The 6,674-nt window shown below is 45.0% G+C and carries 6 protein-coding genes; 2 read left to right on the top strand and 4 right to left on the bottom strand.

The genetic code is table 11. The annotated features are described in order from the left end of the window. Positions 1-125: 125 nt before the first annotated feature. Positions 126-1,412, bottom strand: coding sequence for a citrate synthase (locus tag BC792_RS06730; protein WP_148908217.1), 1,287 nt, complete (start codon positions 1,410-1,412; stop codon positions 126-128). A 342-nt stretch (positions 1,413-1,754) separates the two neighbouring features. Between BC792_RS06730 and BC792_RS06725 the strand changes: the two genes are divergently transcribed. Both BC792_RS06725 and BC792_RS06720 read left to right on the top strand, forming a co-directional pair. Continuing rightward, on the top strand, positions 1,755-2,117 hold the full coding sequence (locus BC792_RS06725) for a BlaI/MecI/CopY family transcriptional regulator (protein WP_148908216.1): 363 nt from the start codon (positions 1,755-1,757) through the stop codon (positions 2,115-2,117). A gap of 4 nt (positions 2,118-2,121) precedes the next feature. Continuing rightward, positions 2,122-3,969 (top strand): M56 family metallopeptidase, encoded by a 1,848-nt coding sequence (locus BC792_RS06720; RefSeq protein WP_148908215.1) that lies wholly within the window; start codon positions 2,122-2,124, stop codon positions 3,967-3,969. A 33-nt stretch (positions 3,970-4,002) separates the two neighbouring features. Here BC792_RS06720 and pth read toward each other — a convergent pair whose 3' ends face one another. From pth to BC792_RS06705, 3 genes are all read right to left on the bottom strand, one after another. Beyond that, complete coding sequence (gene pth, locus BC792_RS06715) at positions 4,003-4,566, bottom strand: aminoacyl-tRNA hydrolase (protein ID WP_148908214.1); 564 nt, start codon at positions 4,564-4,566, stop codon at positions 4,003-4,005. A gap of 113 nt (positions 4,567-4,679) precedes the next feature. Continuing rightward, positions 4,680-5,276: a 50S ribosomal protein L25/general stress protein Ctc gene (locus BC792_RS06710; RefSeq protein WP_148908213.1), complete on the bottom strand. Its 597-nt coding sequence runs from the start codon at positions 5,274-5,276 to the stop codon at positions 4,680-4,682. 259 nt (positions 5,277-5,535) lie between these two features. Continuing rightward, positions 5,536-6,492 carry a ribose-phosphate pyrophosphokinase gene (locus tag BC792_RS06705; RefSeq protein ID WP_148908212.1) on the bottom strand — a complete coding sequence of 319 codons (957 nt, stop codon included), beginning with the start codon at positions 6,490-6,492 and terminating at the stop codon, positions 5,536-5,538. Positions 6,493-6,674 lie beyond the last annotated feature (182 nt).

The following is a 6,674-nucleotide window of genomic DNA, read 5'->3' as shown; positions in this document are numbered from 1 at the left end:
AAGCCTACATTAAGATACGAAAAAAGGAGCAGAAAACTGCTGTTTTCCACTCCTTTTTTTAGCCTTTTTTCTAAGGGGACTTTTTCAGTGCCCTTGAAATCTCCGGGACTTTTTTTGTTCATTTATCAGCGTTTATCGATGTCAATGTAATCGCGTTTTGTCTGTCCGATGTATACCTGGCGTGGACGGCCGATAGGTTCTTTATTGTCACGCATCTCTTTCCATTGTGCAATCCATCCCGGTAGACGGCCCAAGGCAAATAATACCGTAAACATATCTGATTGGAAACCTAGGGCGCGATAAATAATTCCCGAGTAGAAATCGACATTCGGATATAGTTTTCTATCAATAAAATACTGATCGTTCAGCGCCGCTTCCTCCAGTTTCTTTGCAATGTCCAGCACCGGATCGTTTACGCCAAGCTTAGCGAGAATATCGTCGCACGCTTTTTTTATGATTTTCGCCCGCGGGTCAAAGTTTTTATATACCCGGTGGCCGAAGCCCATAAGGCGGAATGGGTCATTCTTGTCTTTTGCCTTGGCAAGGTACTTCTCGGCATCGCCACCGTCGTTTTTGATAGCTTCAAGCATTTCAATCACCGCCTGGTTGGCACCTCCATGCAGCGGCCCCCATAGCGCGTTGATTCCCGCTGATACAGAGGCGTATAAATTCGCGTTCGATGATCCTACAATCCGCACGGTAGAAGTTGAACAATTCTGTTCATGATCAGCATGCAAAATCAACAGCTTATGCATCGCGCTGATAACGACCGGGTCGAAAGTTGTTTCGCCGGTTACCTCACCGAAAATCATGGTTAGGAAGTTTTCTATATACCCAAGGTTATTTTTCGGGTATACGACAGGATGACCAAGCGATTTCTTCTGGATCCACGACACGATTGTCGGCATCTTCGCAAGAAGATTGATGATTGTCTTATTTTCTTCTTCGTCTGTAGCGTTTGGGTTCAAAGACTCGGGGTAGAAAGCCGACAAGGCGCCCACAAGGCATGACAGCTGACCCATAGGATGGGACTTGGAAGGAAACCCAGCGAAGAAATTTTTCATATCTTCATGGATCATCATCTGTTTCCGGATATCAGCCCGGAATTTCTCTAACACGTCTTTACTGGGAAGCTCTCCATAAATTAGCAAATAGGCCACTTCCAGGAAAGTTGATTTTTCAGCCAGCTGTTCAATGGGATAACCTCTGTATTGGAGAATCCCCTGTTCGCCATCTAAATACGTGATGGCACTTTTCGTAGCACCTGTATTTTTAAAACCCGGATCCAGGGTAATATATCCCGATTGATCTCTAAGTTTCGAGATGTCAATAGCTTTTTCGTTTTCAGTACCAATAACAACTGGCAGCTCATAGGAAGCACCGTCTAAATTTATTGTTGCTTTATCCGACATATGTAATAATCTAGTTTCTACAAATGTAAAAAAATAGACGATAAATCCGAATATGGCGGTTAATTAAAATGACATGAGTACGTCATTTTAGGTCGGTTTTATTCTGTTGCTGTCCTTTATAGTAGCCATCTTCGGACAATGGTCGCTGCCGCAGCCCAAAGATATGATGCGATCGATAGGGCGTTATACCGTGTGAAGGAGGTGGTAATATGACGGAGGAGCAGATACGGGCGGACCGTAAGCTAAAACGGCGGCCGGACCCTGTGATCGGTTACAAAAAATAATAGTGTTTGATTTTCTTACGATTTTTTCGTAACATTGCTATAAGTTAGTATGTTGAATATGGAAAAGTTAACAATGCAGGAAGAAGAAGCCATGCTGTCCATCTGGCAGCTGGGAGGCGGATTTGTGAAAGAAGTGCTCGATAATTTAAAAGGAGAGAAGCCGCCGTATACAACGCTCGCTTCGACGATAAAGAATCTAGAGCGAAAGGGATATGTTAAGGCCGTAAAGTACGCTAACGCAAAGCGCTACGAGCCGCTTATCTCGGAAGTAGAATACAAAGCGAAATTTATGAACAATTTCGTGAGCGACTATTTTAAGAACTCGTATAAAGAAATGGTCTCCTTCTTCGTAAAAGAGGAGAAGCTGTCCTCCGAAGAGCTGGAAGAGATTATGGATATGATCAAGCACAACAAATCGTAAAGTTATGGACTCATTACTCACCTATATTGTTCAGGTCAATATGCTATTGGCCATGTTATACATGGGGTATATACTTCTGCTGAAAGACCTGACCTTCTATTCCTTGAACAGGATATATTTCATTATAGGGGCGGGGTTCTCCCTGCTTTATCCGTTTTTGGATATTAAGGCTCTGTTCAGACGGCATGCGGAGCCAATAGGTGAGTTAATAGACTTTTTCCCGACTTTTTCCACAGGCCCAGACAATGTTTCCATCTATACGCTGGAAAATCTGATTTACGCATTTCTGGGGATGGGGGTATTGGTGTTTACGGGTAAATTGCTGATACAGCTTGTCAGTTTATTACGTATACATCATCACTCGGTAGACGCCTCGTGGAAATCGTATCTGTATAGAAATGTGTTTTTCCCCATTGTACCTTTTTCTTTTTTAAATAAGATATACGTAAATAAGGATCAGCATCAGGAACTGGAACTTCAGGATATTTTTGAGCATGAAAATATCCATGTTAAGGGGCTCCATACAATAGATATCCTTTTATTTGAAATTGTCCTGATAAGTTGCTGGTATAATCCGCTCGTTTGGCTCATGCGGAGAGCCGTGCGGCAAAATCTGGAATTCCTGACGGATCAACAGGTGTTAAGCAATGGGATCGACCGGCAGACTTATCAATATTCGTTGCTGCATGTCTCCAAACAGGGAATGGCCGTAGGAATCAGTAACCGGTTTAATTTTAAACTTCTAAAAAAACGCATTATGATGATGAATAAACGGCGGTCATCCCGGCTTGCGCTGAGTAAATACGCGTTTCTGCTACCGGTGATCATTTTTTTTGCCGGGGCATTTACCGTCAGTAAAGCTGATGATCATATTGCAGGAGCCGTACAGACCGCGAAACAAACGGACCTGGAGGATATCTTTAAGCAGGATTCCGCATTGCCGATAAAAAGGGAAGATACGACGCCAGGAGCATTTGTTGAGGGGCTGCCTATAGACACTATCGGCGGGGGAGGGGAAAGCCGGACAGACTCTACCAATAGTGTTGCCGGTACCCGCATGGCTGGAGACCGGATAGTGGCCACTATCGGAGCTGTCCCGTTGGTTACCGAACGGGATACGCTTGATCTACGGGCCTCCAAGAAGCGTGTCCGGTTGTCAGGGGAGAATGCTCCATTACTGATCATCGACGGCAAGATTGATCTAAAGAGGGATTTCGAGGCGATCGATCCGAACAGCATTCAGGAAATTCATGTCCTGAAAGGTACGGCCGCGTTGACAAAGTATGGTGCTCAGGCGAAAGACGGGGCGATAGAAATGACAACGAAGGGGTACGCCGCGACATTGTCGGGGAAGGTGGAGAAACTAAAGTTAGAAAGAGATACCGTTAGGTTGCGGAGTGTCGTTGTTAAGGGGTACAAGTCGAACGGTACGCAGAACGCTGCACAACCGGACACCAGTAAAGCGAAAGCGATCATCTTCCGCGGAGTAAAGAAGGACGGAGCACAGCCACTGATCGTCGTGGACGGTGTAGCACAGGCGAAGGCATACGATCTCGGAAAGGACATATCGCCGGATAAGATTGAGTCCATTACCGTCGTCAAAGATGCCAGTGCCGAACATTTATATGGCGAAAAAGGGAAGGACGGCGTTATCATGATCACTACAAAAGCGGGCAAACGTAGCTCTGTAAAGAGAGATGTCACCTATACAGATGACGACGTGTTCTTCGTGGACGGAACCCCCGTATCTAAGAATGAGTTTAAGGCAGTCCCTGAAAAAGATATTGCCACGATAGAAACAAGCGGCGATCCGGATAAAGGAGGACGCCGGATTGAAATAAAAACAAGGTAAGGAGGACGCCCCCAACACGAGGTACGCCCTTGTCTATTTGGTGTTCAGGTTTGTCATCGTGAGCTCAATGCCGATATTTACAAAACTGTTCACCATCTTTACGGCATGATCGATAAGCGCAGGCAATTCTTTCTGCTCGTCGCTATCGAACGGCCCCAGTACGTAATCTACCTGCCGCCCTTTTGGATAGTTGTCGCCGATGCCGAAGCGTAAGCGGGGATAATGCTGTCCGCCGCAGCTCGCCTCGATGGAGCGAAGGCCGTTGTGCCCGGCAGCAGATCCTTTAGGCTTTATCCGTAACGAACCAAAAGGAATGGCTAAGTCATCTACGATAACCAATACGTTCTGTATAGGGACTTTTAATTGCTGCATCCAATAGTTTACAGCTTTTCCACTTAAATTCATGTAGGTCGTCGGCTTAATCATATATACGTTTCTGCCGCGTTGCTTGAATTCCGTATAGTAGGCGAGCTTTAAGAGAGACCACGTTGCACCCGCTTGTCTGGCGACCTCATCGGCCACCATAAATCCTATATTGTGGCGCGTATCTTCATACTCCTTACCAATGTTGCCCAATCCGACAATTAAATAGTTCATGCGTGCAAAAATAGGGATTAGACTTTAGAATCGGGAATCCAAATGTAAGGAGGGAGGAGATAAAAAAAGGCGTTGAATATATCAACGCCTTTACCTGTTCCGATTTACAACGGTTATTTTTTACCGCCTTTTGCTGCTTTTGCTGCCTCTTGCTCTGCCTGACGCAATGCACGTGACATGATCACAGACACGATTGTGTCATCAGCGTTATTAAGAACTTTTGCATTATCTAAAACAACTTGACGTACGCGGAAGGATTTGCCAACTTCCAACGATTCCATTGGAACTTCGATCTCTTGCGGAAGGCTGTTAGGCAATGCCTTAACACGCAGTTTGCGTAATTTCTGTACAAGTTTACCCCCCATTTTCACACCAGGAGATGTACCGGTTAATTTGATAGGAATGTTTACCGAAACCTCTTTGTCATCGAATAACTCTAAAAAGTCAACGTGTGTGGGTAAGTCGGTAAGTGGGTGGAATTGTGCTTCTTGAACGATAGCTTTTGTTTTTTTGCCATCGATATCCAATTCTACAAATACAACATCTGGTGTATAAAGAACCGGTTTCAAATCAGCTGCGGACACAGAAAGGTGGGTTTGCTCTTTACCACCATAAAGAACTGCAGGAATCTTTCCTTCGTAACGCAATTCTTTTGCATCTCTTTTCCCTACGTTCTGTCTTACAGAACCGCTAATAGCAATTGATTTCATGTTAAAAATATTAAATTTTGAGGTGCAAAAATAGTGTATTTTTTTTATAAAAAAAACTTTTAAATCAGATAATGGGGTCGAACGGTTCCGGCAGGAGATCTTCATCCTCCCGTTTATGTCCGCCATGCCGTCAATTGCTGTAGACTTGACATGCGGACGTTGTTTGATCCGCTGTGAACGACTTCATGCAAAAGCGGAGCCTTTTATAAAGAAACGGGTAGCCGTTAAAAGCTACCCGTTTCTTTGCTAATACCGGCAATTATTTAATATCGAACAGGTCGGAAATAGAGCCGTGTTCGTTTACATTTTTTATAGCGCTGGCAAAAAGATCTGCTGTAGATAGTACCTTAATTTTACTGCAGAATTTGGATTTTTCGGGGTGTAGCTGAATGGTATCCGTTACAATCATCTCGGCTAACACGGAGTTTTCGATCGTTTCGTACGCTTTGCCGGAGAGTACCGCGTGCGTACATACGGCGCGCACCGAGTTGGCTCCGTTTTCCATAATTAACGCTGCCGCTTTCGATAATGTTCCTGCTGTATCGCAGATATCGTCGATCAGTACGACGTCCTGCCCGGTTACGTCCCCAATGATGGACATAGACTCAATTTCGTTTGCGCGTTTGCGTCGTTTGTCACATATAACCACTTCGGCATTGAAGAACTTCGCAAAGGTGCGGGCCCGGTATGATCCGCCCATGTCCGGAGAAGCGATCGTCAGGTTAGGGAGATTTAATGATTTAATATAAGGTACGAAAATGATGGAACCATCCAGGTGGTCTACCGGTATATCGAAAAAACCCTGGATCTGAGCTGCGTGGAGGTCCATCGTCATAATGCGGTGTGCGCCGGCTGCCATAATAAGGTTCGCAATGAGTTTTGCACCGATGGCCACCCGGGGTTTATCTTTTCTGTCCTGACGGGCGAAGCCAAAATAAGGAACCACAGCTGTAATATAATGGGCGGAGGCCCTTTTTGCAGCGTCGATCATCAGTAAAAGTTCAAGAAGATTGTCGGTTGGTTGGTTGGTCGATTGGATAAGGAAAACGTCGCTTCCGCGGACAGATTCATTGTAAAAGGGCTGAATTTCTCCGTCGCTGAATTCGGATAAGGTGACGTCACCGAGCGGCTTACCATACGACTTGGAGATTTTTTCTGCTAATTCTACTGTTCCCGACCCTGCGAACAGCTTAACCGTGTTAAATTGCAAAGGCATTATGCGTAATTTTATGTTGGATTAACTCAATATTTCCAATTGTTACTTGCCAAAAGCGATGGAGGAGTTGTCCGACCTGGATTCGAACCAAGACTAAATGAACCAAAATCACTTGTACTACCCTTATACTATCGGACAATATTCCAACGATCTGCTTTTCGTGTCGGGGGCAAAGTTAGCCA

Source organism: Sphingobacterium allocomposti (genome assembly GCF_008124885.1).
Taxonomy (GTDB): Bacteria; Bacteroidota; Bacteroidia; order Sphingobacteriales; family Sphingobacteriaceae; genus Sphingobacterium; species Sphingobacterium allocomposti.
The sequence above is the reverse complement of the archived record's forward strand: the minus strand, read 5'-3'. Positions and strand labels throughout refer to the sequence as shown.